This is a genomic window from Paenibacillus segetis, from assembly GCF_014639155.1.
GTDB classification, from domain to species: domain Bacteria; phylum Bacillota; class Bacilli; order Paenibacillales; family Paenibacillaceae; genus Fontibacillus; species Fontibacillus segetis.
In genome coordinates this window covers 2,411,152-2,436,159 of the sequence record NZ_BMFT01000001.1, presented here as the reverse complement: position 1 = coordinate 2,436,159, position 25,008 = coordinate 2,411,152, and the positions used below count along the sequence as shown (strand labels likewise).

Annotated in this window: 28 protein-coding genes; 16 read left to right on the top strand and 12 right to left on the bottom strand. The window is 38.6% G+C overall.

The features are described from left to right. Positions 1 to 41: 41 nt before the first annotated feature. Positions 42 to 611, bottom strand: coding sequence for a GNAT family N-acetyltransferase (locus tag IEW05_RS11335; protein ID WP_188538746.1), 570 nt, complete (start codon positions 609 to 611; stop codon positions 42 to 44). Positions 612 to 839: 228 nt separating this feature from the next. Here IEW05_RS11335 and IEW05_RS11330 point away from each other — a divergent pair, with 228 nt between their 5' ends. Beyond that, the gene (locus IEW05_RS11330; RefSeq protein WP_373285794.1) at positions 840 to 1,886 is read left to right on the top strand and encodes a GIY-YIG nuclease family protein; all 1,047 of its coding nucleotides are present in this window, start codon (positions 840 to 842) and stop codon (positions 1,884 to 1,886) included. 30 nt (positions 1,887 to 1,916) lie between these two features. Then, positions 1,917 to 2,795: an aminoglycoside phosphotransferase family protein gene (locus tag IEW05_RS11325; protein WP_188538742.1), complete on the top strand. Its 879-nt coding sequence runs from the start codon at positions 1,917 to 1,919 to the stop codon at positions 2,793 to 2,795. Between the two features lie 79 nt (positions 2,796 to 2,874). Here the strand turns inward: IEW05_RS11325 and IEW05_RS11320 are convergent, their stop codons facing one another. Continuing rightward, entirely contained in the window at positions 2,875 to 4,740 is a 1,866-nt protein-coding gene (locus IEW05_RS11320; protein WP_188538740.1) for an LTA synthase family protein, read from the bottom strand. A 177-nt stretch (positions 4,741 to 4,917) separates the two neighbouring features. On the opposite strand from IEW05_RS11320, the gene IEW05_RS11315 reads away from it, so the two are divergent. After that, the gene (locus tag IEW05_RS11315; protein WP_188538738.1) at positions 4,918 to 5,730 is read left to right on the top strand and encodes a GNAT family N-acetyltransferase; all 813 of its coding nucleotides are present in this window, start codon (positions 4,918 to 4,920) and stop codon (positions 5,728 to 5,730) included. 223 nt (positions 5,731 to 5,953) lie between these two features. After that, complete coding sequence (locus tag IEW05_RS11310) at positions 5,954 to 6,118, top strand: hypothetical protein (RefSeq protein ID WP_188540911.1); 165 nt, start codon at positions 5,954 to 5,956, stop codon at positions 6,116 to 6,118. A 124-nt stretch (positions 6,119 to 6,242) separates the two neighbouring features. Here the strand turns inward: IEW05_RS11310 and IEW05_RS11305 are convergent, their stop codons facing one another. Then, positions 6,243 to 6,905 (bottom strand): hypothetical protein, encoded by a 663-nt coding sequence (locus IEW05_RS11305; RefSeq protein WP_188538736.1) that lies wholly within the window; start codon positions 6,903 to 6,905, stop codon positions 6,243 to 6,245. Between the two features lie 160 nt (positions 6,906 to 7,065). Here IEW05_RS11305 and IEW05_RS11300 point away from each other — a divergent pair, with 160 nt between their 5' ends. Then, entirely contained in the window at positions 7,066 to 7,782 is a 717-nt protein-coding gene (locus IEW05_RS11300) for a response regulator transcription factor (RefSeq protein WP_188538734.1), read from the top strand. A gap of 1 nt (position 7,783) precedes the next feature. Beyond that, positions 7,784 to 9,151, top strand: a complete 1,368-nt coding sequence (locus IEW05_RS11295; protein ID WP_188538732.1) for a sensor histidine kinase — start codon at positions 7,784 to 7,786, stop codon at positions 9,149 to 9,151. A gap of 222 nt (positions 9,152 to 9,373) precedes the next feature. On the opposite strand, the gene IEW05_RS11290 is transcribed toward IEW05_RS11295, so the two are convergent. Together IEW05_RS11290 and IEW05_RS11285 are read right to left on the bottom strand one after the other, a co-directional pair. Next, a complete protein-coding gene (locus tag IEW05_RS11290; RefSeq protein WP_188538730.1) occupies positions 9,374 to 9,580 on the bottom strand; it encodes a DUF6199 family natural product biosynthesis protein in 207 nt (68 codons plus the stop codon). Between the two features lie 250 nt (positions 9,581 to 9,830). Beyond that, positions 9,831 to 10,496 (bottom strand): DUF6199 family natural product biosynthesis protein, encoded by a 666-nt coding sequence (locus IEW05_RS11285; protein WP_194434116.1) that lies wholly within the window; start codon positions 10,494 to 10,496, stop codon positions 9,831 to 9,833. A 321-nt stretch (positions 10,497 to 10,817) separates the two neighbouring features. On the opposite strand from IEW05_RS11285, the gene IEW05_RS11280 reads away from it, so the two are divergent. From IEW05_RS11280 to IEW05_RS11265, 4 genes are read left to right on the top strand one after another with little or no spacing between them, the layout of a single operon-like run. Then, positions 10,818 to 11,369, top strand: a complete 552-nt coding sequence (locus IEW05_RS11280) for a MarR family winged helix-turn-helix transcriptional regulator (protein WP_188538726.1) — start codon at positions 10,818 to 10,820, stop codon at positions 11,367 to 11,369. Between the two features lie 10 nt (positions 11,370 to 11,379). After that, positions 11,380 to 12,318, top strand: a complete 939-nt coding sequence (locus IEW05_RS11275; protein WP_188540828.1) for an ABC transporter ATP-binding protein — start codon at positions 11,380 to 11,382, stop codon at positions 12,316 to 12,318. Positions 12,319 to 12,328: 10 nt separating this feature from the next. Further along, entirely contained in the window at positions 12,329 to 13,072 is a 744-nt protein-coding gene (locus tag IEW05_RS11270; RefSeq protein WP_188538724.1) for an ABC transporter permease, read from the top strand. Beyond that, the gene (locus IEW05_RS11265) at positions 13,069 to 14,049 is read left to right on the top strand and encodes an ABC transporter permease (RefSeq protein WP_188538722.1); all 981 of its coding nucleotides are present in this window, start codon (positions 13,069 to 13,071) and stop codon (positions 14,047 to 14,049) included. The genes IEW05_RS11270 and IEW05_RS11265 overlap by 4 nt, the downstream gene beginning before the upstream one ends. Positions 14,050 to 14,124: 75 nt before the next feature. On the opposite strand, the gene IEW05_RS11260 is transcribed toward IEW05_RS11265, so the two are convergent. Then, a complete protein-coding gene (locus IEW05_RS11260; RefSeq protein WP_188540827.1) occupies positions 14,125 to 14,553 on the bottom strand; it encodes a PH domain-containing protein in 429 nt (142 codons plus the stop codon). Positions 14,554 to 14,681: 128 nt separating this feature from the next. Here IEW05_RS11260 and IEW05_RS11255 point away from each other — a divergent pair, with 128 nt between their 5' ends. Both IEW05_RS11255 and IEW05_RS11250 read left to right on the top strand, forming a co-directional pair. Then, positions 14,682 to 15,401 carry a metallophosphoesterase family protein gene (locus tag IEW05_RS11255; protein WP_229753341.1) on the top strand — a complete coding sequence of 240 codons (720 nt, stop codon included), beginning with the start codon at positions 14,682 to 14,684 and terminating at the stop codon, positions 15,399 to 15,401. 70 nt (positions 15,402 to 15,471) lie between these two features. Next, positions 15,472 to 15,717, top strand: a complete 246-nt coding sequence (locus tag IEW05_RS11250; RefSeq protein ID WP_188538720.1) for a hypothetical protein — start codon at positions 15,472 to 15,474, stop codon at positions 15,715 to 15,717. A gap of 118 nt (positions 15,718 to 15,835) precedes the next feature. Here the strand turns inward: IEW05_RS11250 and IEW05_RS11245 are convergent, their stop codons facing one another. Then, entirely contained in the window at positions 15,836 to 16,165 is a 330-nt protein-coding gene (locus tag IEW05_RS11245; RefSeq protein ID WP_229753340.1) for an antibiotic biosynthesis monooxygenase family protein, read from the bottom strand. Between the two features lie 250 nt (positions 16,166 to 16,415). Here IEW05_RS11245 and IEW05_RS11240 point away from each other — a divergent pair, with 250 nt between their 5' ends. Further along, complete coding sequence (locus tag IEW05_RS11240; RefSeq protein ID WP_188538718.1) at positions 16,416 to 19,199, top strand: endo-beta-N-acetylglucosaminidase; 2,784 nt, start codon at positions 16,416 to 16,418, stop codon at positions 19,197 to 19,199. Positions 19,200 to 19,376: 177 nt separating this feature from the next. On the opposite strand, the gene IEW05_RS26210 is transcribed toward IEW05_RS11240, so the two are convergent. Then, the gene (locus IEW05_RS26210; protein WP_505817986.1) at positions 19,377 to 19,547 is read right to left on the bottom strand and encodes a hypothetical protein; all 171 of its coding nucleotides are present in this window, start codon (positions 19,545 to 19,547) and stop codon (positions 19,377 to 19,379) included. 155 nt (positions 19,548 to 19,702) lie between these two features. Beyond that, a complete protein-coding gene (locus IEW05_RS11235; RefSeq protein WP_188538715.1) occupies positions 19,703 to 20,146 on the bottom strand; it encodes a VOC family protein in 444 nt (147 codons plus the stop codon). A gap of 87 nt (positions 20,147 to 20,233) precedes the next feature. On the opposite strand from IEW05_RS11235, the gene IEW05_RS11230 reads away from it, so the two are divergent. Beyond that, the gene (locus tag IEW05_RS11230; protein ID WP_188538713.1) at positions 20,234 to 21,172 is read left to right on the top strand and encodes a helix-turn-helix transcriptional regulator; all 939 of its coding nucleotides are present in this window, start codon (positions 20,234 to 20,236) and stop codon (positions 21,170 to 21,172) included. A 79-nt stretch (positions 21,173 to 21,251) separates the two neighbouring features. Here the strand turns inward: IEW05_RS11230 and IEW05_RS26205 are convergent, their stop codons facing one another. The 3 genes from IEW05_RS26205 to IEW05_RS11220 are packed head-to-tail and all read right to left on the bottom strand — an operon-like array spanning position 21,252 to position 22,684. Beyond that, entirely contained in the window at positions 21,252 to 21,422 is a 171-nt protein-coding gene (locus tag IEW05_RS26205; RefSeq protein ID WP_505817983.1) for a hypothetical protein, read from the bottom strand. Further along, a complete protein-coding gene (locus tag IEW05_RS11225; RefSeq protein ID WP_188538711.1) occupies positions 21,406 to 21,720 on the bottom strand; it encodes a CD3324 family protein in 315 nt (104 codons plus the stop codon). The genes IEW05_RS26205 and IEW05_RS11225 overlap by 17 nt, the downstream gene beginning before the upstream one ends. Positions 21,721 to 21,754: 34 nt before the next feature. Next, positions 21,755 to 22,684, bottom strand: a complete 930-nt coding sequence (locus tag IEW05_RS11220; protein WP_188538709.1) for a hypothetical protein — start codon at positions 22,682 to 22,684, stop codon at positions 21,755 to 21,757. 178 nt (positions 22,685 to 22,862) lie between these two features. Here IEW05_RS11220 and IEW05_RS11215 point away from each other — a divergent pair, with 178 nt between their 5' ends. Both IEW05_RS11215 and IEW05_RS11210 read left to right on the top strand, forming a co-directional pair. Further along, positions 22,863 to 23,693: an AraC family transcriptional regulator gene (locus IEW05_RS11215; protein ID WP_188538707.1), complete on the top strand. Its 831-nt coding sequence runs from the start codon at positions 22,863 to 22,865 to the stop codon at positions 23,691 to 23,693. A 103-nt stretch (positions 23,694 to 23,796) separates the two neighbouring features. Beyond that, complete coding sequence (locus tag IEW05_RS11210; RefSeq protein ID WP_188538705.1) at positions 23,797 to 25,008, top strand: multidrug efflux MFS transporter; 1,212 nt, start codon at positions 23,797 to 23,799, stop codon at positions 25,006 to 25,008.

Genomic DNA, 25,008 nt, shown 5'->3' with positions numbered 1-25,008 from the left:
TGGCATAGGTCAGCTACTTTTAAATGATCTCGATAGAAAACTTATTTATGTAACAATACATAATCCCTCTGCAGAATAGACATCATTATTCCGTCCTCAAGTTTTCCTTTGATTAAATCCCGCTCCCTAACGATTCCCTCGTGTTCAAAATTAAGCTTCTTCAGTACTTTGACAGATGCATCATTACCAGGTGTAATCGTAGCTTCAATCCTGTTTAGATTCATAGTATTAAATCCATAGTTAATAACTGCTCCCAAAGCTTCTGTTGCATAGCCTTTACCCCATTCAGCTTGAGCGATATCATAACCAATTTCCACTCGTCTAGCCCCATCATCAAAACTTCCTAAGCAACATGTTCCGATTAATCTGTTGGTTTCTTTTAATATAATTCCCCACGTGATCTCTTCATTTTCTTCTAATTCGTTCTTAAACCTAGCAATGAATTCGAGCGCTTGATCTAGGGAGGTTAAAGGGTGAAAATAATCGAATTTAGCTACTTCAGCATCACTTAGCACTTCATATAATTGCTCCACATCTGTTTTCTCAACTAACCTAAGAAGCAATCTATCAGTTTCTAAAATAGGAAATGGAACAAAACACTTGTTTATCATGGAATTCACTCTCCTGAAATTGGTTAGGTATACTATACACTCTTTACCAATTTAGTATGCTTGTTGTGAGTCAGTCAGTGATTTTACATACATTAAGGGAGGTAGCAGCAGTCGTATCATCAAAAGAACAGCTACTTCAGCTGAACTCAAGCCGATGATATAATTGGCATATATCTAGAAAGGGAGGGCATTGATATTTTACTAAAAGAAAAGGTGCGTAACCTTCCCATGTCACCTGGAGTTTATCTGATGAAAGACTCACGTGGTAATATCCTATATGTCGGTAAATCAAAACATCTAAAGAATAGAGTTCAATCTTATTTTCATAATTCCAAGTCCCATTCTCCAAAAATTAAGAAGCTTGTAAATCATGTGAAAGATTTGGAATACATCCTTACAGACACTGAATTTGAAGCTTTTATGTTGGAGTGCCAGTTAATTCATGGGCATAAACCAATGTACAATAGGAAGATGAAAAATCCGCTTGCTTATCAATATATTGCAATATGGAAAAATGAAGGGTTAAACCGTTTAGAAGTAACCAATGATCCTTTCTCTAATGATGATTATCAATACTTTGGTCCTTATACAGCAAATAAAAACTCGGTTGAAAAAGCAATTCAAGGGATAAAGGGATATTTTAAAATCGACTGTAATCAGTCCGTTACTACAAAGGGTGCCTGCTTAAATCATTCGCTAGGATTGTGCTTAGGAATGTGTTTGGGAGGAGAGGCGCTTGCGCAATATAATCACATCATAAATCGTTTGATCGCTCTGCTCGATGGAACGGACCCTAGTCTATACGAAGAAATGAATCAAGGAATGCTGGCTGCTGCTGAGCAATATGACTTTGAAAAGGCAGCGAGATATAGAGATTATATTGGAGCAGTAACCTTTTTGCTAAATAAAGAAAAAGTGATTGATTTTGTAGAAGAGAATCGCAACATCGTAGTGGTTGAATATTTAACAGAAGATTTGATCAAGCTTTTTCTGATTAAACGAAATAGAATTCTTTTTTGTGGAAAATATTCAGTAGCGCCTACTGGGATGGTTTCGTTATATGAGAAGATAAGGACAAAGATTCTGGACCATTTCGAGATTGGTGGGCATACGTTATCTAACGGAGTTAGTCGCGATGAAATTGATGAGGCGCAGATCATCTACAGCTATCTACAAGGTAGTTCTAGCAAATATATCATCATTCCTGATCATTGGCTGAACTCGAAGGATCATACCAAGATGGATACAGCCATTCAGGATCTATTTCGTATATAAGATTATTCATAGGTTAGGGGGGGGGGAGTTATGGTTGAGATAAATAAAGAATTGGTACAACAACTGATTGATCAACAGTTTCCTCAATGGTCCGGTTTACTAATTAGCCCAGTTGAAAAAAGTGGTCATGATAACAGAACATTTCATCTAGGAGACAAAAGGACTGTCAGGCTGCCGAGTGGACCGGAGTACGCTCCACAAGTTGTAAAAGAGTTAGCTTGGTTACCCAAACTACAGCCATTTCTCTCTTTACCGATATCAACACCTCTAGCAAAAGGTGAATCAACAAAGGATTACCCATTTCCTTGGTCGATCAATTTATGGATTGAAGGGGATACAGTAAATTACAATAGGGTTACGGATTTAAATCAATTAGCTGTTGATCTGGCAGCACTTTTGAAGGAATTACAATCAATTGACACTTCAGGAGGACCTGTTGCAGGCGAGCATAACTTTTATCGAGGTGGTTTGCTATCTGTCTATCATCATGAAACGCAGACCGCTTTGGAAGAGCTTAAGTCAGAATTACCAACCGATAAAATAAATGATATCTGGTCATTAGCATTGGAGTCCAAGTGGCAGAGTACCCCTGTGTGGGTACATGGTGATATTGCACCAGGAAATCTCCTTGTGAAAAATGGAAAACTTTGTGGCGTTATCGATTTTGGAATACTAGGCATGGGTGATCCAGCTTGTGATTATGCAATGGCTTGGACATTTTTCGATCAGGATAGTAGGAGGACTTTCTATAATTCACTTGGTTGCGACGAAGACACATGGAATAGAGCTAGAGGTTGGGCTTTGTGGAAAGCTCTAATTACGTACAATGATACGGATTGTGAAATCGCCACGAGTGCAAAAAAGACAATTGGGGCAATTTTAGAAGAATGTAAACTAACCGATATATAGAGAGAGTAATAAAAAACAAGCCGGAAGCATGTGAGCTGCTCATCGGCTTGTTTTGGTTATTTAGTAAGTCATAATGCGTTTAGTCCTCGACTACTCGGTCTGGCAATTGAGTAACGTAGCTGTCAGACATGTGAAGCAATTCAAGAGCACGTTCAAATTCATCTTCGGTTGCTGTGAGTGGGGTGACACCATCACCAGTTAACGTATAATGTTGACCATCCTCAAACCCACTGCCTGATAAGAAGAGCTCTTCGTTATTGACGAATGAACCGGTTGGCAAATAATAGCGCTGAGGAAGTAAGTTATATGTTGCATGATTCAGTAGATCTTGTCCGAAATGGATGTGATCTTCAAGTGAGACCCCCAATAAATTAGATACAGTAGGCAGGATATCAATCTGCCCACCTAACTGCTCTTTTACGCTTGAATTCGTAACACCCGTTGATGAAATGATTAACGGAATATTGATCAATTCACTTTCGGTATATTCATGACCTAGAATTTCTTCCAATAAGACCTGATCGTCCTCTTCAAGAGAAAAGATAGGAAGCCCTCGATGATCTCCGTACAACACAATTAAGCTATTATCCCATACCCCGTTTTGTTTGAGCTCATCGATAAAAAGACCAAGTGCATAATCAGCGTAATTCTGAGCACGTATATAGTCTCCTACTAACGTTCCTTCGAATCGTTCTGGAAGTGTCATTTTGTATTTGTTCTCTGGTATGGAGAATGGATTATGCGCAGACATCGAAATGACATGTGAATAGAAAGGTTGATCCTGCTGATCCATTCGAGCAAGTTCTGCAGCAGTCTTCTCGTATAGAACTTCATCAGACGCTCCATAGAATACGGTATCGTCTTCACCGAAGTAGTTCTTATCATAGAAACGATCAAATCCTAATGCGCTATAAAGTTCACCACGATTCCAAAAGTCAACTTCATTCGTATGGAATGTAGCCGTGTCGTAACCCTGTTCTTGCAGCAGCTTCGGTAAGCTTGGAAGCTCCTTTGGTGCGTACATCTGAGTAGCTGGGCCATCGGGTGGAACGTAGAACGAAGTGTTCACAATAAATTCAGCATCAGATGTATTACCTTGCCCAACTTGTTGATAGAAACGAGGGAAATAGAAACTACTTCCTGCGAATTGATTCATGTTTGGCGTAATTTCTTGTCCATCTATTGAAAGATTAATTAAGAAGTTCTGGAAAGACTCCATTTGAATAATGATGAGGTTTTTCCCTTTGGCTGCTCCAAATAAATCGGGATTAAAGGAAGGTTGAATTCCTTTCGTTTCATCAATAGCCGTTTGCGTAATTTCAGAAACTTCAAGGGGTTCTTCCTCTTGATTGGCCAATAGCGCATAGGCTTCATAATTGAGAATGCCCATTTGTTCCGCTTTAACCGTCTCATTCATACTTGCCCGGTTCGGGAAAATATTCAACGAACAAATTACGATGGAGATACAGAACAATGAAGCAACTACTTTACGATTGCTTCGACGTGACATCGATCGTTTCCAATCGAGCGCCTTCTTACGTCTAAACATCACTAAGGTAATGATAATGATATCTAAAAAGATGAGCATATATTGTGGATGAAGGACCGAAAAAATACTCTTCTTTACTGCTCCAACTTGTTTCACTTGCCCCAATACTTGAGAGGTTGCGATGATCCCAAAGTGATTGTGATACACAATTAATGAAAAGAACAAAATGGTAATTAATAAATTGACACATAGATAGATGGCGATTTTTCGTTTCGTAGCGAACCATTCAATCAAGCAAAATACGAGTAGAACAAATGGAATTTCTTTTATCCATGTGGTCCACGTAGGTCCGTCTTCGAATAGAAAATACCAAACGAAATAACTTTTTGCTAGCATGATTAAAGAAAAAAATAGTAGGGATCTCTTACTTAGTGTACGTGGTACAGCTAACGACATTATTTCCGCGCTTCCTTTGCTTTGAGATTAGTTCATTTTATTACATGGATGCGTTAAAAATCAACTAGATTTATATCATATAAAAAATATCGATCGGGTGACTTATCTTCCTAAATAATTACAAATTTTAATCCTTGTGATAGGATAGCAAAAAGAAATGTCGGAGGGATAAGAATTATGAAAATACTAGAAAAAAAGGACTACTACAAAGCGATGAGGCCGTTAAGTGATGTGAAAATAAATACATTGTTTGCGGAGGCAGTTATTGAGCAACGTGTTCCCGGTGTAATTTATGTTGATGATCTCCTGGAACCAACCACTTTTTATGTGGTACATTCATATGGAATGTCTCTGTTATTTGGTGAATCTGACAATAAGAGATTTAGTCAGGGGCTATTTGAATACATAACTAATAAAGGGCTTGTTAGACACAAACCAGAATGGCTACAGGTAGATCCGGCGAGTGGCTGGAATGATATCATTGAATCCTTCGTGGATAGTCAGCCATCCATCATGAGAAATACTAGGGTCAATTTCAGTTTTAACTATGAAAATTTTAAAACTACAAGGCAAGAGGATCCCAACCTTAACTATGACATTGTGAGAATGACCAACGAATTGTATTTGTCCCAAATGGGTAGTGTCGTCCCAAAGTATTTTTGGCGTGATGTGGATCAGTTTCTTACAATTGGGGTTGGCTACTGCTTGCTTAGTGGAGGGGAAATAGCTTCGACAGCTTTTTCAGCTTTTCGAAATGAACATCAGTTGGAGATCGGAATTGAGACAGTGGAAGCATACCGTGGAAAAGGATACGCATTTGTTGTATGTTCTGCATTAATCGAATATTGTCTGGGAAACCAGCTAGAACCGGTATGGGCATGTCGATTGGAAAATGAAGGTTCCTACAAGTTGGCTCAAAGATTGGGCTTTGAGCCGACAATAACTATTCCGTATTATCAACTTGCATATGAGGAGCAGTATAGATGTTAAATCATTTAGGGTTTGATTTATGGGAAGATGGATATGACCAAACCGTTCAATTAAGTTAGCAGAACGATGAGTACCCTTTTGCTGGATATAAAAAAATATGAGGTACGATTATTAAATTAATCGGCATCTGTAAATGTGAATTCTATCCTAAATCTCATTGTGGTAGTGTATTCGTAATTTCAAGACAAGAGTAGCCTTGGTATAAATATAATAAGTAGGTGATATGATGCGAAGTGAAGATCAGATTAAACGAAAGATCAATGAACTGCGTATGACTTGTCAGAGAATGGAGGCAGCAGACAATCAAGAGGCGGCCGATCAAGTTCTAATTAGAATAGAAATGTTGGAATGGGTTTTGAATGCACCAACAGAGAAATATCACGTGTGATTACTGACTATATGATGTAAGGACAATCTCCCGAGTAGAACCGCTGGGGGATTGTCCTTTTTTTCATATCTTATAAAGCTACAGCTGTAGCTTTTTTCTATATCTACTTTATCCGAGGTATTGTTTATTTCTTAAGTGGTGCTGTAGTTGTAGTATCTGCATGGGTGCTTTCGAGCTCGGTAATTTGTTGTTTGTATTCCTTCATAAGTTGATTAAGCGCTGCTTTGATCACGATCCAATCCTTGGAATCTGCAGCTTCGGCTAGCTCAATTTGTGCCTTTATAAAGGAAGGAAGTTCCGCTGACATGGTAGTGATATTTTTTGCTTCAGTAGCTTCAAGAGCGATTCCTTCTATTAATGTTGCTGTCTTACCTGATTCAACGGATGATGTGACTTCTATAGATTTATCTAGAGTGATTGCCACATGATCTTTCTGTAGGGCCCCAGAAGCAAACGAAGGAACAGTCTTAACTGCAACTGAAGGAACAGTTTCTAAATCTAATGATAAGAATTCAACTTGGGGTTTGAGTTTATTATATTTATCCAATATTTTTTCCCAGTCACTAACTGTCTCAGGGGCGTATTTTTTGGCCAGCTCTAGCGGGTTAGAATGGCTTAAACTAATCATCTTGGTTGCTGGACCTGCATCTAATTTACTGATCATTTGATTTGTGCCCATATCTCCTGTTTGAGGAAGAGGTGCTGCATTAGCAGCAACTGGGGCTCCGATAGCGGATATTAGTAGAGCGGACATGGCAACATGCTTGAACTTCAGATTCGGTTTCATTTCTAAACACTCCTTGTGATGTGGTTTGTCTTACAGTTATCAATTTACAGATTAGGTGTGGCACAATATTGGTGGATTTGTGGAAAAACAATGGCAGGACACTCTTGTTACTATTTCCTTTGGTATAATCACAAAGAAGTAAACACAGGAGGTACGCTTGATGAACAACGATTATCTCATCGCAGTTGTAGATGATGACCAGAATATACGTAATCTAATTGAAGCCTATTTGCATAAGGAGAATTACCGTACGATAGGTTTGGCTAATGCTGAAGAAGCTTGGACATTATGGAGAACAAATCCCCCAAGTATGTGGGTGATGGATATTATGCTTCCTGGAATGGATGGGTACGAATTGTGTAGACGCATCCGGAACGAAGCGGAGGTACCCATTATTATGATTTCTGCAAAAGATAATGAGGTAGATAAAATACTCGGTCTAGAATTAGGCAGTGATGATTATCTTGTTAAGCCGTTTAGCCCCCGTGAACTTGTGGCCCGTATTAAGCGTCAACTGGAACGGTGGAGTAAAATAACGAATAGTGAAGTTATGGCTCTTGTTAATGAAGCTAAGCCTACACAGATAGATCTTGGAGAACTTCAGCTCATGCTTGAGCAAAGACGTGCCATTTGGTGCGGGGAAGAAGTGGATCTGACCAGTAAAGAATTTTTGATGCTTAAAGTGCTAGCCGAACATCCAAACCGTGCTTTTACAAGAGACGAGCTGTTGACTTCTGTTTGGGGAGAGGACTATTTTGGTAGCGATCGTGCTGTTGATCATTTGATTAAACGGATGCGAAAAAAAATAGAACATTTGCCTGTCGAGTCGGTATGGGGACATGGCTATCGCATGAGAACTGCTAGGGGGGAGTCATAGTATGAAGCTTGTACACCAAATTAATCTCGCCTTCGGATTGTCGCTAGCTTTGATTCTCTCGATCACGGCGATTATTATCCACTATGTGCTGATGGATCATTTTATTGGAACGCAGAAAGACGATTTAAGAACGCTGGGAGCAGCGATGTCAGCCACCATTCAAAAGTCTGGTATGACCTCGCTTAATATGGCAGAAACTGTGGCTTTGAAATCTTCCATAGTATCAACAGCATACGCTGGTGTTGAAGCCATAGTCTCGGATCAGCAAGGAAACATTGTTTCGGGAACATTGCCTGAGAGTACCCAACTACAGACTAAAGCACTCCCGCTACAGAAGATAACAGCATCAACATCGAGTCTTCAAAGTATTTGGGATGGCAATGATAGCCGCTATCTTGTAGAGGTTCAATCCATACCACAAGGAAAACTGACATTATACACACCCATGAGCAAAATAAAATCAATTGAACAGGCACTACTGGGTAAGCTGATTCTTATTTTTGTCGTGGTAGGGGCTATTATGTTCTTACTTAGTCTATTTATTACGAAAAGACTAATCCAGCCACTAATGAATTTGAAAATGGAGTTAAGAAAGGTGAAGGATCGTCATTTTACGGATGTGAAGTTGATTAAAGCAGGTGGAGAAATAGGGTCCGTAGCACAGACAGTCTATGAAATGGCGGATGAGCTCAACCGATTTAATCAAGTGCAGAAACAATTTTTTCAGAATGCTTCCCATGAACTGAAAACTCCGCTAATGTCCATCTCAGGTTATGCGGAAGGGATACGGGACGGTATTTTTGAAGGGGAGAACATCCGTAAGGGACTGGATATTATTTTGAGCGAAAGCGGAAGATTGGGGAAGATTGTAACTGAAATGACGTTGCTTGCGAAGCTGGATAGTGAGGAGGATATTTTTCGACCTTCCAAAGTGTGTTTAAAGGAATTATTGACGGAAGCCGTTGAACGCGTTAATCCTTTGCTGATATCGAAGGGACTTCATTTGCATCTTACCTACCCGGAAGTTGAAGAGTTGATTATTATGGCTGACCAGGACAAGTTGCTGCAAGCACTGTTGAACGTGGTGACCAATGCGGTGAGATATGCGAATGAACAGATCAATATCCATGTTAATTTAGATAAAGGGACTATTAAGCTAATCGTATCGGATGATGGACCTGGAATTCCACCAGAATTGCTTCCCAACATGTTCCATCGATTTGTCAAAGGTAAGGATGGTGAGTCTGGGCTAGGACTGGCAATCGCCAGGGCAATTGTCGAGCGTTGTGGAGGCCTGATTCAAGCAGGTAACCGCGAGGAAGGAGGAGCGATGATCTCTTGTGGCTTCCCCGTTATAAGTAATACTTAATACGAAAGTGTAAATATAAACGAAGAAGGACATTTCCGGTGCATTTCAGGAATGTCCTTTTTTTATGGAACATCGGAATAATATTTCAAGGATATTGAGACGTATTGGATGTTATTGAATAGCGTTGTGATAGAGGTAGGGATCTATTGAAGAAGTGACATAACAACATGAAATCAGGAGCATGCCGGGGATTATTAATGACTGAGTACAAACGAAGCTTTATTAACATTGTACAATGCCAGCTGCAATCACTAATAATCCAAAAATAGTAATAGGTATTCCTACAATTTTTAAATAAGAAACGCGTTCTTCGCTCTGATCAGAATCATCACCTAATCTTCTAAACCACCATGAATCGGGTTTCCTTATAGCAAACAAACCAAATGCCATAATAAATAATCCAAAAATAATATTCGCCACACCAGACATTTGATCAGCTCCTTAATAAAATCTAACGCTTGAAACAACAAATAGTTACATTAATACCAGGGGGAGATTCTATGTAATCTAAGCCCTTAAAGGTTCCACTGGGGGTAGGGAATTTCTCTATCCGGTAGGTGGTAAAAGTCCATGAATGATGTAGAAGAAACAAAAAACTGTCCTAAAAAGGAACAGTTGATTACTAGCACATTATTTCAGAGTTTAAAAATGAGCGCTACCTTTGAAATAAACAAATGCATCAGTATATAAAAAAGGATTTGATGGCGAGTACGATGGATCCAATCATAACAAGAACTCCGCCTACTTTACTCATGAAATAATAAAAATCACTCGGTTCGTGGTCATTCGTCCAAATCCAGCGAAGCGAGATGAGGAATAAGAATTTTTGAAATTTCTCATATCGGAATCCACACCACCCGTAAATGAGCAGAAGCCACGATAAGATAAATAGCGCTAGACTTCCTTGTTTGGTATGGTGCTCCGAATAAGCCGCGATAACCAACGCACTAGGCAGGTATTCCTCTTCTCCTTCTTGGATAATTCTTTGACCATTTACATAAAAGGATATTTCTGAAACGTATTCCCCGTGTTCATCATAGCTCATAAAAAATTGTGATTGATTCACGACAACCTCATATTTATGTCCATTAGGATAAGTTACTGAATATTTATTGACTCCCATACCTTTAGCATTATAAATAAAATACGCTTCGTTGTTGATAAGTATTTTTCTGTTCTGGTCATTGATATGTACATCGATGGTTGGAGCGTCTACAGAGCCGGATCGGTAGCTGATCGTATTGTTTTGCGAGCTGACTTGTTTATACTTATGCTGATTTATAAAAAACACAGATTTGGAAAAATAGGTATTAGCCATGACAATAATAAAACCGATCAAAATCATGATGCAAATGATGGGGAGCATTAAGGAAAGTTTGTTTCTTTTAGGGGAGTCTACAACCAGAATAGTGGTTCATCCTTTCGAATGCATTATATATTATTTACGTTATCTGCTTGGATATAGTTGCGTAATCCTGACCGTTCTTTATTAACGGGAATATTGTTTTTTCTCCTATTATATATGAGCTATTTCACTATTCTCTTGGATTCAAGGATAGGATATATTTTTTTAAAAAAATTAGACAGTATATTGACTAAATAAAAATGAGGTGGTATATTCTGGTTAAGTTAGACAGTATATTGTCCAAATAACAGAGGAGGAAATATGGATCATTTAAGAGAGCTATTTTTGATGCAGCAAATATATGGGACACTTTTTTCGCTTAGTAATAAGCTTCAGGTACAGGGTGATAAATACATGGAGAACTTAACATCAAGACAGTTTATGACTATGGTAGCCATTCTTCACTTGCCGGAAGATGAAACAACCGTCAACAATATTGCGAGAAAGTTAGGTACCACCAAACAGAGTGTGAAGCAAATGATCACGGTTATGGAGAATAAGGGTTTCGTCAGCACGGTACCAAGCCAGAAGGATAAGCGCGCTATTAATGTAAAAATGACGAACACTGGAAAACAGGTTACGCAGGAATGTGGTGAACAAGGAATTTACTTTTTCGCAGATGTATTTAAAGATTTTACGTTGGATGAAATGGAAACCTTGTGGGGCTTGTTAAAGAAACTGTACCGTTTTGACGGTGTAGAGCAGGATGGTTTTGAGGAAGAAGCTGTTATGGAAATGGAAGAGGATCAATCAGGCGAACAAATGAGAATATTTAATGAATTTAAAAGACGAAGAACTCATTCAGAAAAGTGAGGAGATAGGTATGAATAACATGATTACAGTTAAAGATTTAGAAAAAAATTATCAATCGAAGAAAGCTGTCGATGGGATCAATTTTGTTGTGAATAAAGGGGAGATCCTTGGTTTGCTTGGCCCTAATGGGGCGGGTAAGAGTACAACAATCAATATTCTGGCCACTATATTATCAGCTGATCACGGCGAAGTAACGATTATGGGGCATGACTTAAAAAAAGACGCAAAACTCATCAAACAGGGGATTGGAATCGTTCCTCAAGATCTGGCCATTTATGAAGAAATCTCGGCCGAGAAAAATGTACGTTTTTTCGCCAGTCTATATAAACTTAAGGGGCATCAATTAGATAACCAGGTCAAGGAAGCTCTGGAACTCGTGGGGCTTTATGATCGTAAAGATGATAAACCCAAAACCTTCTCCGGCGGTATGAAACGAAGATTAAATATTGCTTGCGCTATTGCTCATCAGCCACAAGTAATAATCATGGATGAACCCACAGTGGGGATTGATCCACAATCAAGAAATCATATATTGGAATCAATTAAGACTCTGAAAAGTAGAGGGGCCACAGTGATTTATTCCACTCACTACATGGAAGAAGTTGAAGCCATTTCTGATCGAATCATCATTATGAATGACGGCAAGATTATTGCCGAAGGGACCAAAGAAGAATTAAACCAGAAAGTAAATGATGAAATCACCTATTATTTCAGTGTGAACAATTTAGATGAACTAAGTGAAGAGCAGCTAAACAGAATTAGTGGCGTAACCAAAGTTAAAATTTATGACAACAAGGTTGAAATCACTTCCGACAAGTCAATTGATAATCTAAATGAAATCATCGCTGTAATACTAGGAAATGGCTGCAAAATAGAAAACATGAGTAGCGAAGTGGCATCTTTAGAGACCACATTCTTAGAATTGACAGGAAGAAGTCTGAGGGATTAGGAGGGATCATATGAACTTCATCAAAATATTGAAACTAGATTTGAGCAATATACTTAAGAATCCGACGCTCGTCATTTCCAATACAATTGTTCCGTTAATCATGATTATGGTCATGGGTTTTGTAACAAAGAGTGGTTATGGCGCAGATCATATCAGTTCCTATGATTATTATGGTGTCACGATGATGATCTTTACAGCGCTACTGATCGCCATGACTGCTTCCAATACTTTCATGGAGGAAAAGGTGAAAAGTGGTAATACCCGTATCATCTATGCTCCCGTTTCCAAGACACAAATCTATCTATCTAAATTAATAGCTACTTATATTGTAGGCACGGTTGCATTCAGTATTATATTGCTTGTAGGACAATCACTTTTCCATATTAATTATGGAGGAAAGAATCTACTGTATATTATGGTACTCATCAATATATTAACGTTATTTGGCTGCTCTATAGGAACGTTGTTCTGCTGCATTCTTAAAAGTGAAGAAGGAGCAAATACATTCCAACAACTTGTCGTATTATTGTTTGTCTTTTTTGGAGGGGTCTTCTTTCCTGTGGCTTATCTTGGGAATGTCGTGGAGAAAATATCATACCTCTCACCAGTCAAATGGGTTACAGAATGTGCCTTTCGGATTATTTATGATCATGACTTTAGTATATACCTACCAACACTTTCAATTGTGCTGATAGGTTCTTTAGTCTGCATCATTATCAGTCAAATCATTTTTAAACCGGAGGAATACGTATGAATGTAATTCAGCTATTTAAAAATAATTTCAATAGAGTTTTGAGTAAAAAAGCATTTATTGTCATTGTAGCTATTTTACCGCTAATGATTGGAATCGCTGTATTATTTTCCGGGGAATCGAATACGAAGGCTCATATCGCTTTGGTTTCTGATCATGCTCCAAATATGACTCAAAATGATAAGTTACAAATTAAAGTAATGAACGAGAAACCAGCAAAATCTAGTCTCCTTTTGGGCAAATATACGGCCATTGTGGAAGAAAAGAGCGATGGTTCTTATGAGATAACAACATTAAAAAGCGAAGAAGAAAAGGAAAAAATTGAAAGTTTTTTCGACCCAAGTAAAGTTGTGGAAAGTAATCAAAGTGATATTACAAAAAGAGGCGTAGGAGCGAATATCTTAGGGTTCATTCTGATGATTATTTTGATGCAGGGGGTTGCTCTAATAACGCTATTTCCGGAGGATCGAATCTTAAGAACCTTTCGAAGGGTTTTAACGGCTCCCGTAAGTGAAGGGACATATCTTTTTGTACAAGGGATCTTCACATTCATTTGTCTGTATATACCAGCCTATCTTGCACTTGTTGTTACAAAGGGAGTGTTTGGGGTAGACATTGGTTATAGTTATGGAATGTTAGCCATATTGATGGTTATCGTGTGTGCTCTATCTACGGCATTAGCGCTGTTTATTGCATCCACTCTGGAAAGTAACATGTCATTAGTATCTAGTGGGATTTATATCATAACAAGCATACTTGCGGGCTGTTTCTATTCCTTCACGGAGAAGAACAAAGTTCTTGATACGATTTTTAGTATTTTCCCGCAAAAGGAATATATGACACTTATTGAAGGGGTCGAAAAGGGGAACGGCATATTCGAATTTAAAGGACAACTAACTTATATACTGATTTGGATTGTTGGACTTTGGTTCCTGGGAAGTTTGATTACGAAAAGGAAAATGAAGAAGGGGATCTATTAATAGGTCAACTAAACCAAGGTTCCCCCATCAGTGCTCTGGTGAGGGACCTTGTTTGTAATGGAAGGTGTATGAAGATTAAGAGTTCAAACGCAGGAGATTCTCATCGGCAATACTGAGTAATGCTGTATACAGTGGCTGTACATTGAATTTCTTGCCGAATTCAAACTTGTAGACAGCGGTCTGTAAATTATTGCTTTTGTGATAAGGAGAGGTAATATAGTGAATAGTAACTTCACAATCATCAAAGCCGGTGCCTCCTGTTTCCATAGAAACCTCATAAATAGAGTTCAGGTGGATTGAGGCGACACGAGTTTTTTTTCCGGTAACCCCTTGATGGTCGATAAGAATTAATCTGTCATTTGTAATAATAAACGCGTCACGGATTAGCTTGAAGCCCATATGAATTTGTTCTTGGGGCATAAGATAAGCTCCGTACTGGCTCTTTAATTCGGGAATGGACACCTCGGAATAATTACCCAGTAAGCCACTAATTAAGTTAATCATCATTTTCCCTCCTGATTCTAATAACACTTTAAATTTTAATTTGAAGTTGCCTCCACTTATTTGTTATTCTTTGTAAGCAAGGATTATTCTACTTTGGGTGACTAGGAGGGAATATTATCAGAACGCTAGTGATCAGTGATATACATGGTTGTTACGATGAGTTCAATGAACTCCTAAAAAAAGTGGAGTATAAGCAGGGGCTAGATCAACTGATACTAGTAGGTGATTATGTTGATAGAGGGTTAAAGAGTAAAGAAGTAGTAGAGCAAGTGAAATCTTTAGTTGAAGAATGGGGAGTAATCGCTCTTAGAGGAAATCATGATCAGATGATGGTAGACGCACTTGAAAAGGAAAATGAAGAAGATGATGCACGTTGGATAAGAAATGGGGCATTTCAAACTGTTGAGAGTTATAGTGGTTTGGATTTATCCGATGATGGCTCTGAAAGGGATTTATATATAGAAGGTAAAGAATACATAAAGAATAATTACCCTAATCATCTCGAGTTTCTAAAATCATTGCCTCTTTATTATGAAACGGATCATCACATATTTGTACATGCGGGAATTAATCCAGAACATGAGAATTGGAGAGAAAGCCAGCCATTACGCGATTATATATGGATAAGAGATGCGTTCTTTAATCATGCAACCAACTTACAAAAGAAAGTTGTATTCGGGCATACACCCGTAGTTAATCTTCATGATTGTGAGGATATTTGGTTTAGTCCTATGGGGGATAAGATTGGTATTGACGGTGGCTGTGTATTTGGCTTCAGTTTAAATTGCTTGGAGATTAGTGAAGAGGGAGAATATACAACACATTTTGTGAAGAAGGGGGGCTTATAATGTCTTCTACAACCGTCAGAAATAGGGTTGTTGATTCAGCTGGAATAACTAACTACTAGGGGGAACACATATGGCAAAAGTTTATTCACGTGCATTTATTGAGAATGTAAAGACTGAAATGTTGAATCGATTGGGGTTAAAGCAGGTGTATTTTAAGGAGCAAATCGGTGATGACTTGATTTTTGAAGCTTCGGGTTTTGATAGAGGAACGCAGCATCGCTTTTGTCTGAGATCCAAGACGGGAACGATTGATGAATTTGTTGCAGGGAAATGGATGAAAGTACGTAATTTTACGATTAAGAGTAAGAGCTTTTAAGCATTTTATTCCAGTATGTATAGAGTGGTTATCAGAAATGGATAGATCGTTTCTATGATACTTATAACTATGCAAAATCCCCCGGTAAGGGGGATTTTTTTGAATAGGTGTATATCAATTATTGCCCACTATGATATTCTCTTTCAACTTTACAAATCTTGACCGAGTAATTTTCGTACCAATCTTGTTTGCCTTTCTCTTGAGCAATCATGTGGGATTGATTTTTCTTCCAGTTACTTATAGCATCCAAACTGTCCCAATAGGAGATAGTAATTCCGGCACCTGAAGAATCTCTAACACTTTCCATCCCTAAGTAACCAGGCTGCTGGGATGCAAGTTCATCCATTTTATCAGCCATCATGCTGTAACCATGATCTCCTGGAGTGCGTTGGCTTGAAAAAATAACGGCATAACAAGATCTCAGTTTTCCATGTCCTATGTCTTCCAAAGTAATAATCTCCTTTAATAATCTAAATAATTGAATAGTCTAATTATACTTATTAAAAATTAAAATGAATAGCGATGTTGTTGGAATGAAGGGAATTCAATAAGAGAAGGAGTAGGCTGAATGGGGCTTAGTTCTCTTTTGTGTGCAGATCTTTAGTTTATCCATCATGATCTAGTATTTTTCAACTTGTGCACGGAAGCGCTTACTTGGGACAATAGAGCAGTAAGAAGCGGATACGAGGAGGATATTTATGAAGAAAATTAAACCGAACTATTTCTCAAGAAGCCAGTGGAAGCAAAAGTGTGCACTGCTGGCGGGTACAACGCTGTTGGCTGTGTCGTTATTCGCATTTGCAGATCATGCCGAGGCTGCTCAGCCACATTCATCTTACTGGTACCCGAACACTCTTCTGAAGTGGTCACCTGACAAAGATCCGGATGCCGCCTTTAACAGAGGATCAGTAAAGCTGCAGGAGGGACGTGTAACAGGAGCCAAAGTGAATGAGCATGCCCAAGTCGATCCAAAAGTAATTGCTTTATCTTCTATGTATTCAAGTACGAGCGGGGCGCCTTCGCAAGGCTCGGAAGAGTTTCATACGTATACGTTCAGTTTCTGGCAATATATCGATAAATTAGTGATGTGGGGGGGCTCGGCTGGTGAGGGGTTGATTGTACCGCCGAGTGCAGACGTAATCGATGCTGCTCATAAGAACGGGGTCCCGGTTTATGGAACCGTTTTCTTGCCGCAAACGGAGCATGGTGGTAGGATCGATTGGTTGCATGACTTATTAGCACAACATGAGGACGGTTCATTTCCGGTAGGTGATAAGCTTATCGAAGTAGCGAATTACTATGGCTTCGACGGTTGGTTTATTAATCAGGAGACGCAGGGGGGAACGCCAGAGGATGCCCAGAAGATGGTGAACTTCCTAAAGTATGTGCAACAAATTAAAGGGCCAAGGATGGAAATTATTTGGTACGACTCGATGATTGATGATGGACCAGTCAAGTGGCAAGGTTCATTAACGGATAAGAATAAATTGTTTTTTCAGGATATGGGGCAGCGTGTTTCGGATAACTTATTTATCGATTTCCGCTGGCAGTACAGGGATGACAAGAATGGAAAGTACGACTACATTACACCGTATCTGAATTCTTCTACGAAGGCGAAAGAGTTGGGGCGCAGCCCATATGACTTATATGCTGGTATCGATGTGGAGGCTGAAGGGTACGAGGGCAGCTATAACTGGCCAGTGATTTTTCCGGACGGCCAAGCGGGGACCACTTCACTCGGAATATATCGAACAGATTGGGCGTTCAACAGTTCCAAGAGTAATGAAGAATATTTGGAGAAAGAACAAATTTTTTGGGTCGGAAATAATAAAAATCCAGAGCAAACAGCGCTACCAGAAGGTGCAGATCCCCTTTCTTGGAGAGGAATTGCCCATGACATCGTTGATAAGACCGTGCTGTCAGGCTCCGAGTTTATAACGCACTTTAACACGGGGAATGGTCATATATTCGCTGTCAATGGGAAAGTTATGCGCGACAAGGATTGGAGCAACAGGAGTTTGCAGGACATATTGCCAACCTGGCGTTGGATTACGGAAACGGTAGGAAGTGGAACTCTTAAACCAAGCTTTGATTTTAATAAATCCTTTTATGGTGGCACCTCCCTGAAAGTAGCAGGTGATTTGGCGCAGGATTCCTCAACTCATATCAAGCTTTACAAAGCGAATATGCCTGTAGCAGCAACGACGGAATTGTCTGTTACTTACCAGGCTAACTCCGATGCGGGTAAAGTTAAGATTGGTGCTGCTTTTTCTGATGCACCTGACGAATATGAATTTTTTGAACCGAAGAAGTGGGAACCCGTAGGGGAGCAGGGAGCTTGGAAACAAGGAAGTATTTCATTAGAACAGTATAAAGGACGAAAAATCGTAGGACTATCGTTGAAATTTGAGGCGACGAAGGGGAAAGCGGATTACGTTGCTCATATCGGACAGTTGTCAGTAATAAGTACAAAAGATCAGGCTAATGCGAAAATGGTGAAGGCTGTAACAACATTAAAGGTGACGGAGAATGAGTTCCGGGACGGAATTTATGGAGACGCCCGCTTGACATGGAATGAGCCTGAAGATCATTCGGATGTATTATACTATCAGGTCTATCGCGTTCAGCCTGATGGTAAATATATTCTGTTAGGGAGTACCGGTAATAACGTGTATTATGTTCCTGAAATGAAGCGATTGGATAAAGAGTTATCGACGAAAATAGTGGTAATACCAGTGAACCGTCATTATCAACAAGGCAAAGGGGCGGCTGTAAGCTTCAAATGGCCAGAGTATCCACAACCGATCGCAGCCTTTAAAGCGGAACAAACCTTGATAGCTCCTGGCGACACGGTTCAATTGACGGATTTATCTTCCGAGGTAACGGAACAATGGAACTGGAGTTTCCCAGGCGGCGAGCCGTCGTCCAGCACGGAGCGTAATCCGAAAGTGAATTATAGAGAAGAAGGAAATTACGAAGTTACCTTAACAGCCAAAAATAGTGTTGGCGAAAATGTGTTGAAGAAGAAATTAATTACCGTAACTAAAGAAGCGACTAACGGTATCGTTAACTTAGCTCTTGACAAGACGGCGAGCGCTTCCAGCTTTGTGAATGACAACGAGGCTCCGAAGTTTGCGCTGGACACGAATGACAAGACGAAGTGGTGTGCAGTGGGCGAAGCACCGCATACATTGACGGTTGATTTGGATGCCGAACATAAAATTAGCGAATTTGTAATAAAACATGCGGAGATGGGCGGCGAGCCAGCAGCTTTTAATACTCGTGATTATAAAATTCAGTATAGCATTGACGGGAAAAAATGGATCGATGCGGTTAGTGTCAACGATAATACGCAAGGTGAAAGTAGACATGCCATCGAATTAACTTCAGCCCGCTATGTACGTCTTGTTATTAATAAGCCTACGCAAGGTGGAGATACGGCAGCAAGAATTTACGGCTTTGAAGTAATGGGGTTGAAATAGTTTATTAGCGCAGAAAGGAAGTGACTTAGAGTCACTTCCTTTCTGCCTGTGATATAGGCTATAGATGTCAACCAAGTGTTTGAAGGTTTACGTCCCAAATTGACAGATAAATCAAATGAAAGGAATCTCAGCTGCTACTATACTCTCTAACCTATGGTTCTGTTGTATTATGGGCATTTACACACTGACTATTTTATGTTGACATCGCTTGCAAACCGTTAGTTTCGTACCGTTTTCCGTTAGTAATGTATATAGTAGTTTAATACGTTCTGCCTTACAAACAGGGCATGTTCCTCTACTTCTGGAAGGTAATCTCCAAAGCGCTTTTCCTCTATGATTTTTTGACATTTTAATAATCTCCTTTTATATAAAGTTCTGTGCCTTTTAAGTTTATGTGTATCTTTTTTCGAATAGACTTCTTACTCCAACAAAAAAAACGTTGTTACATATAAAAAAACACCCAAACAATTATGTTCGGGCGTCTGTAAAATCAAATATGATAGTTAAAAATCATGTACCGTTACGCAAAGCTGAATAATAACTCCAAATGGATCCCGTACAATGGCATAGCCTGGACTAAACGCATTAGCTTCATAGGGTGCTAAAATGATAACTCTTTCATGTTGAATAAGCGAGTCATAGAGATTCTTAATTACGACTTTGTCTTGAGACTGAATACATAAAGATGCACTATTGCCTAATTGCCAAGGCCTTGTAGTGTCCATGGCTTCCTCGGCAAGCATTAGCTTATTCGCACCGATTTGTAACACGGAATGTGTAATATACTCATCTTGACCTTCTTCATAAGTAAAATTAGGATTCATTTCCTTCATCTCTTTATAGTTTTTCTTGAAAAGAACAGTCGCTCCTAAATACTTCTTATAAAACTCAATAGCAGCGGCGCCTTGACCATTCAGCGATAGAAATGTAATTACTTCAAAATTCATGATATTGCCTCCCAATCAATTTTTTATTACACTAACAAGTATATAAAATAAAGGTGACAATAATCGGCACCATTAAGAGGTCGTTTTATGAAAAAATCAGAACGTTTAAATCAAATGCTACGTTTTATCAATCAAAAACAACGGTTTATGTTGCAAGATTTAATGCAAGAATTTCATATTTCTAAGAGAACAGCATTACGAGACATTTCGTCACTAGAGGAGATTGGTGCACCCATTTATGTGGAATACGGTCGGTATGGAGGTTATTATTTACTGAATCAAATGACATTACCCCCGATTTCTTTTAACAGTCAGGAAATTTATGCGCTTTATTTCGCAATGCAGGCACTGCGTAGCTTCTCGGATCTACCTTTTCAAGTATCATTCCATTCAATTCATGAGAAATTTATTAACGCATTAGCAGAAAAACAACGTCAGCATATAGAAAGAATTCAAGACAGGGTCATCTTTCGCAACACAGAGCAAATCAAAGAAAGTGAACATTTAGAAACCTTATTGCTTGCAGCCATTAAACAAGAAGTATTGAACATCTATTATCAAACAACGCAACAAGAAGGAACTCGTAGCATTCAGCCAATCGCTATTTATGCAATGAAAGGTTATTGGTATTGTCAGGCTTATGATGTAACGAAACAAGCTTATCGCGTATTCCGCTGCGATCGTATTACTTCAGTGGAAATAACGAACACTGAACCGTTAATTGACTTAACGGATATTAATGTTCATAATGCACATTCACTCTGGAAACCATCTGAACACGCAGTTAAATTTAAGTGCTTAATAGATCAAGATGGGGTAGCGCATTTTCAACAGCAACAGTTCCCATCTATGGAGCTAATCACCGAGAATGAAAGTAACTATATTGTTGGTTGGTATGAGCCAAATGAAGTTGAGTTCATAGTTAACTATCTGGTTAGCTATGGTAAATCCATCAACATAGTAGAACCTATTATCTTAAAGGAACATTTAAGAAAGTATTATAAAGATGTACTAGATAATTTGTAGAATAGGAACTTGCGATGATCGCCATATTATAATCCTGAAAATAAAACGCCCAAACATCAATGTTCAGGCGTTTGTAACATCAAATATTTACTGTTTTATTACGACATCTCTTGCATACAGTCAATTTATCATCGTTTTGAGTTAGAAGTGCATATAATACTTTGATGCGCGTTGCCTTACAAACAGGACATGTTCCTCTTCCTCTGGAAGGTAAGGAATACAATCCTTTGCCTCTATGATTTTTGGACATTTGAATCTCCTTCTATGCATTTATTTGCATTTTTTAAGTTTTTATAGACGATCTTTCGAATGGACTCACTGCTCAAACAGAAGATTTCAGATAATTCATCAATACTTAATCCATCTTTGTGCTTTTTTGAAATCTCATTATTTCGGAAAGTGATCTCCTGTCTTGAACCACTTTTTTTACCCCAATCGGTTCTCACATTTTCCAGTTGCGGAATATATACTCGCTCACCATGAACATAGTTTTGAATCTCTCTTAACAATTCGGGAGGAAATATATCTTTAGCATTTTTATAATTCAATAAATAGACCTCCATTAGTGCTAATAAAAGGATATTATCTCTCAAAAATCATGTCCGTCCAGAATTCAAACGGAACAAAACCATTGTTCTCACAAGCCGAAATCGCGTCATAACAGTCTCTATTTAAATAAATATAAAGTGTCTCGTCAGGGTAATCTTTGGACAAATCTAAAATTGTCTTACTTAAAAGGTACTCACCGATATGGCTGTTATTATATTCAGGACTTACTGAGAAATTATCAATCCATACTTTCTCTAAGTCTTGAGTTACAATAATACCAGACACAATTTTACCTTGATCATCGGTTATAAACTTTGAATTTCGAATAGTGAAATCTTGTTCTAGCATTTCCAGAAATTCATCATGAGTACAATTTGTGAAATAGCGATAATTACTGGTAGAGTCATAGTAGAAGTTTGTAACATCATCTAGAAGATCATCCGAATAATTTGTTTCTGATAAGCCCTCATCGAGTTCAGTTACTTGAGGAAGGGGGAGACTCCCATCCCTTTTCATATACATTCTGTATTTTGGTTCATATCCATTTCTAACAATGGTAGGAATTAAGTAATGGGAAAGTGTAGGATAATATTCAATTTCACCGTATTCAAGCGATTGAATGATAAACTTTTTAGAGTCATCTTCCTCCAAGAACCATTCTTTAATGTGCGGAATAGATTGTTCGATAATTTCGAACCGTTTATCCCAATTGGATGGAAGAATTAACGTTGCTCTTAAAGTATCATCCCCCTCACTTAAATGATAAAGATGGTATAGACAATACTCATCTTCAATGTAATCAATTAAATAAATACCTTTGTCACTGAAAAATTTATAAATATCAAAATTATGCAGTGGCATCCTAACAAAGGGTAACATAGGTATGAAATTCTCTTTAGCTTGTTCAATCTTTTCTGCAAACTCACTTATTGTATCTGAAGTAATTCTTTTAATCGTTTTCACGTCGACCACCTCCGGGATATTTTGGAAGGAACTTTCTGTATTTATTATCTCAGCTGCATTGTTGAAAAAACAGGTAAAAAACAGTTGCATTCAATTTTTACCTGCGTAAATATGTCAATGTTTGAACAGCTGTAAACATAGATTGATGACCGCTACTTTTTTTGATCATGGAGGAAATATGAATATTAATAAATTGTTTTTTCACATTCACTACTGTAACGGCAAGAAGTTTAAAGAACCAAGAAAACATCTGAAGAAATTGACTAGAACTCTTCAACATCATGAACTTATCTTTTTTACCGGTGGGAAGGGTAACGTAGTCATTGGTAAGAAAAGCTATCAGCTTAAAGAAGGTATGCTATTCTACATTTGTCCTGATGTATTGCATTCAATAGAGATAGATACTGAAATTCCGATCTGTTTTCAATCTGTACACTTTAGTTATGCAAACGTGAGCTTTAATGAAGGTAAGTGGTCTGTTTGTGACGAAGTGCAAATGCTCTCGCTAGACGCTGCACAACATTTAAAGGATTATTATCAAATTGAGGATTTGTTTAAAAAATTACTTGATTGCTGGAATGCGAAACTACCAGGATATGAGTTTATGTCAAAGACTTTGCTCCAGCAATTATTCATTGCAATAGCTCAAAATGTAAAAAAACAAAATCAAAATTACGCTACTTCTTTAAAAATTGAGAAGATCATTCAATACATGAATCAACATATGAATCATAGAGTCACCTTAACTGAATTAGCAGATTTAGTTCAGTTATCTTCTACTTATTTATCGAGAGCATTCAAAGTTGTTACAGGATATTCTGTTATTGAGTATTTTAATAAAATGAAAATGGATAAAGCTAAGGAAATGATTCTTGAAGGTGACAAAAAAATTAAAGAGGTAGCTGGGGAACTTGGATTTACGGATGAATTTTACTTCAGCAGGATATTCAAAAGAATTGAAGGAATAAGTCCATCAGAATACTACAGCAAAAATGTCCATGGAGTTTAATATAATGCATGGAATGAAGCCGATCCGGCTGTTAATATGAGGATGTTATTGTTAAGTGATTCCGTACAATAATTGAACCATAGCAGAAGGAAGGCTTTTATTTATGCCGATTTGGAAACGGAATTTAATCGTTTGCTGGTTTGGGATGTTTGTAACAGGTGTGGGAATGAGTCAGTTAGCGCCGATCTTGCCGCTTTATATCAAGCAACTGGGAGTTCATAATGCAAATTCTATTGCACAATATTCCGGTATAGCTTTTGGAATTACGTTTATCATCTCGGCAATTTTCTCACCTATTTGGGGTATGGCGGCTGACAAATACGGACGAAAACCTATGCTCTTGCGGGCAAGCCTAGGGATGGCGGTAGTGGTAGGAAGTATGGGGTTTGCTCACAATGTATATGTATTGATCGGACTCAGAATGTTGCAGGGGGCTATCACCGGTTACAGTACAGCTTGTACAACATTGATCGCAACCCAGACGGACCAAGAACATGCAGGGTTGGCATTAGGCACACTTTCAACGGCAAATATTGCTGGGTCTTTACTTGGGCCCACGATTGGTGGTTATGTTGCCGAGAACTTTGGTATACAACATTCATTTTTCATTACGGGTGCACTCCTTTTGATTGCGTTTATAACGACAGTATTCTTAGTAAAGGAAAACTTTGTTCGTGAGCACAAAAAGACGTTAAGTATTAAGGAAGTATGGAGTATTGTTCCTGAGAAAAGCTTGACTCTTACTTTGTTTGTTACCTTTTTCGTATTGACGGTGGCTTTGTATTCTGTAGAGCCTATTATAACCGTATATATTACGCAGTTATCAAGGAATACAAGTCATGTCGCACTGTTAGCTGGATTCGTATTCTCAGCATCAGGACTGGCGAATATCATCGCTGCTCCAAGACTCGGGAAGCTTTCTGACAAAATAGGAGCACAGAAAGTGATATTAGTCGCCCTAATTGCGGCAGGACTCATTTTCATCCCCCAAGCTTTTGTACGTAATCCTTGGGAGTTAATGGGTTTACGTTTTTTGTTCGGGTTGGCAGCAGCAGGTCTGATTCCCTCTGTTAATATCCTGATCAAAAAAATTACGCCGAGCTCTCTTACAGGTAGAGTATTTGGTTTTAACATGTCGGCAGGATATTTAGGCACATTTGCAGGTTCGGTGTTAGGTGGGCAAGTGGCAGCGTGGTTTGGTATCCATTATGTATTCCTTATTACCAGTGCGTTGTTATTGTTAAATGCGATCTGGGTTTATTTTAAGGTGTATACGAAACTTAACATACATGAGTTGGCATTAAATAATAAGTGA